Origin of the sequence: Mycobacterium sp., assembly GCF_049280035.1 — a bacterium.
Classification (GTDB): domain Bacteria; phylum Actinomycetota; class Actinomycetes; order Mycobacteriales; family Mycobacteriaceae; genus Mycobacterium.
The window spans coordinates 1-2,805 of record NZ_JBAPPI010000042.1 but is presented as its reverse complement, the minus strand read 5'-3'; the positions used below and the strand labels follow the sequence as shown (position 1 = coordinate 2,805).

Genomic DNA, 2,805 nt, shown 5'->3' with positions numbered 1-2,805 from the left:
CTCGCGCCCGGTCCGGCGTTGCAAGGGGTCGCGGTGGGATCGGCACGGCCGCGAGCCGACCGGAGTTCAGCGGCGCGAACGTAGCAGCGAGCGGTACGGTCCTCGTCACCACCTAGACCCAGTACCTACTGCCTGCTTCGCCAATGACTATTCGCCCGAATCGGACGCCGGGAAAGTGTGGGCCACTGACGAGATCACCGTCATCGAGTTCGGCCATGATGCGATCCCGCGTCCTTATGCCCAACTCACGGTCGAAGTCGGCCAGAGCTTCGAACTCGTGGACCTCCATCTGGAGCGGACAGGACATGGCGTCGCCAAGGAAGAGGGCCCGCTCGTGCCCGCTTGAAATAACGTATGTCTGATGGCCTGGCGTGTGCCCGGGGGTGTGCAGCGACGTGATATGTGGCGCCACTGCACCGTCGTGCTCGATCAGATCGATTTTGCCTAGATCGGCGAGGGCGCGGAAGGCGACCGGGTTGGATCCGGGAACCTCGTCTTCGACGAAGGTTGCCAGTCCCCCGTCCGAAACGGATGGTCGCGTTGGGAAAGTACGGTGCGTCCTCATGCCAGACCCATCCGCTGTGATCAGCGTGCAGGTGGCTGAGAAGAACGACATCGATATCTGTGGGGGCTAATCCAAGGGCGGACAGCGCCGCGGGAAGACCGCCGCCTTCCAACCTCAGCGGGGCACCTTCGTCGGGTTGCCACTCATAGGTCACGGGCCCCATCCCCGCGTCCATGAGTACCCGTTTGCCGCCGGTATGAATGACGAACCCCGCTATGGGCAGTTGCAGTCGCCCGTCATCACCAAGCATGGACGCGTGCGCTTCGCCCTCGGTCTTGCCGAAGAAGTCCGCCGGCAGGTAGCTGGTGCCGTCGCGGACGCCCTCGATTCGTATTTCCCCAAGTTGCATCGGTGCTCCTGGACGTGTCGTGACTGGGCTCCGGCCGCGGACCGTGATCAGGTGAGCTGGGCGCTCGCAGCGGCGATCTGGTCCTGGAAGCTGCTGAGTTTGTCGGCCGCGTCACGGGCGTGATGACTGCGGGCCTGGATGCTGACGTCGTGGCCTTCGGCCGCTCGGCGCAGCGCACCCACCGTGGCGTTCTCCCGCGGGATGTGTTTGAACGGGTTGAACGAGTACCAGCGGCAAGCGTTTTCGTAGGTCATCTTATTGATCTCGGCATCGGGCACATGGTCATCAGCCAGCACGGCGCCGAGCTCTTCGGGCGCACCCGGCCACATCGAGTCGCTGTGCGGGTAGTCCATCTCCCAGGCGATGTTGTCGATGCCGATGTCATGGCGCAGCCGGACGCCGACCGGGTCGCTGATGAAACAGGTCAGGAAGTGTTCGCGGAACACCTCCGAGGGCAGCTTGCCGCCGAAGTCCTGCATCGTCCAGGTCGAGTGCATTTCAAACGTTCGGTCCACCCGGTCGAGGAAGTAGGGGATCCATCCCGTGCCGCCCTCGGAGAGCGCGATCTTCAGGTCGGGGTAGTCCTTCACCGGCCGTGACCACAGCAGATCGGCGGCCGCTTGCACGATGTTCATCGGCTGCAAGGTGATCATCACATCCGGCGGTGAGTCGACTGCCGGGATCGACAGTTTGCCCGAGGACCCGATGTGCACGCTGAGCACTGAGTTCGTGTCGACGAGAGCCTCCCAGACGGGATTCCAGTACGGATCATGGAAACTCGGATATCCCAGGGCCGCGGGGTTTTCCGAGAAGGTCAACGAGTGCACGCCCTTCTTCGAGCAGCGTCGCACCTCGGCCGCGCACAGTTCGGCATCCCAGATGACCGGGAGCGCCATCGGGATGAAGCGTCCGGGATAAGCGCCGCACCACTCGTCGATGTGCCAGTCGTTGTACGCCTGCACCAATGCCAGCGAAAAGTCCGAATCCTCAGTGGCAAACAGCCGGGCGGCGAAGCCCGGGAACGAGGGGAAGTTCATCGACGCCAGCACGCCACCGGCGTTCATGTCCTTGATCCGCTCGTCGACGTTGTAGCAACCGGGCCGGATCTCATCGAGGCCCTGCGGCTCCAGGCCATACTCCTCCTTGGGCCGGCCGGCGACAGCGTTCAGTGCCACGTTGGGGATAACGACGTCGCGAAATGACCAGACGTCTGAGCCGTCGGGGTTGTGCACCAGCCGTGGGGCGTCGAGCTTGTACTTGTCAGGCAGGTGATTCGCGAACATGTCCGGCGGCTCGATGATGTGGTCATCCACGCTGATCAGAATCATGTCGTCGTTGTTCAAGGCGTTTCCTTCCTTCCCGGGAGATGGTCGTCGAGGACCGAGTCGAGCACTCAGGGTTGAAGTGCGGAGGCGTGCACCAGGGGCCAGTCCGCCGTCGCTATACGACAAGTCGAGGACAGCGCACTGCCGTAAGTGGGCACCAACGGTTTTGCGCCCCGGAGTAAACCAGCAAGAAATATGATGAATAGAGTATAGAATATGCAAACTGAGGATGACCCGCGGGCGGACTTGCGCTACGGAACGACGTCACGACTGTTGGCCGACGCAGCCCGGCGCCTGGGCAGCGCGGAGGCGATCGTCGGCGCCGACTTGCGCCTTACGTACGCGCAGCTCGATGAGGCCGTCAGCATTGCGGCCGCCGCCATCATCGGTGCAGGCATTCTCAAGGGTGACCGTGTCGCCATCTGGGCGCCCAACTCACCGCTGTGGGTGGTGGCGGCGCTGGGCCTGCAACGTGCAGGCGCGGTCCTCATACCGATCAATACCCGATTCCTGGGCGAGGAGGCGGCGTTCATCCTGCAAAAGAGCCAGGCGAAGCTCTTGTTCAC

General features: G+C 63.2%; 3 protein-coding genes and 1 pseudogene. 1 reads left to right on the top strand and 3 read right to left on the bottom strand.

Going from position 1 to position 2,805, the window contains the following annotated elements; translation table 11 throughout:
* Positions 1-112 precede the first annotated feature (112 nt).
* The 3 genes and pseudogenes from WAN71_RS01375 to WAN71_RS01365 all read right to left on the bottom strand — a co-directional run bounded on the left by WAN71_RS01375 (position 113) and on the right by WAN71_RS01365 (position 2,257).
* Positions 113-565: an MBL fold metallo-hydrolase gene (locus tag WAN71_RS01375; protein ID WP_422223609.1), complete on the bottom strand. Its 453-nt coding sequence runs from the start codon at positions 563-565 to the stop codon at positions 113-115.
* Positions 566-578: 13 nt separating this feature from the next.
* A pseudogene (locus WAN71_RS01370) lies at positions 579-815 on the bottom strand (MBL fold metallo-hydrolase); the annotation flags it as partial.
* Between the two features lie 146 nt (positions 816-961).
* Positions 962-2,257, bottom strand: a complete 1,296-nt coding sequence (locus tag WAN71_RS01365; protein WP_422223608.1) for an amidohydrolase family protein — start codon at positions 2,255-2,257, stop codon at positions 962-964.
* A 198-nt stretch (positions 2,258-2,455) separates the two neighbouring features.
* Between WAN71_RS01365 and WAN71_RS01360 the strand changes: the two genes are divergently transcribed.
* A partial coding sequence (locus WAN71_RS01360) for an AMP-binding protein (RefSeq protein ID WP_422223607.1) occupies positions 2,456-2,805 on the top strand: 350 nt, incomplete at its 3' end.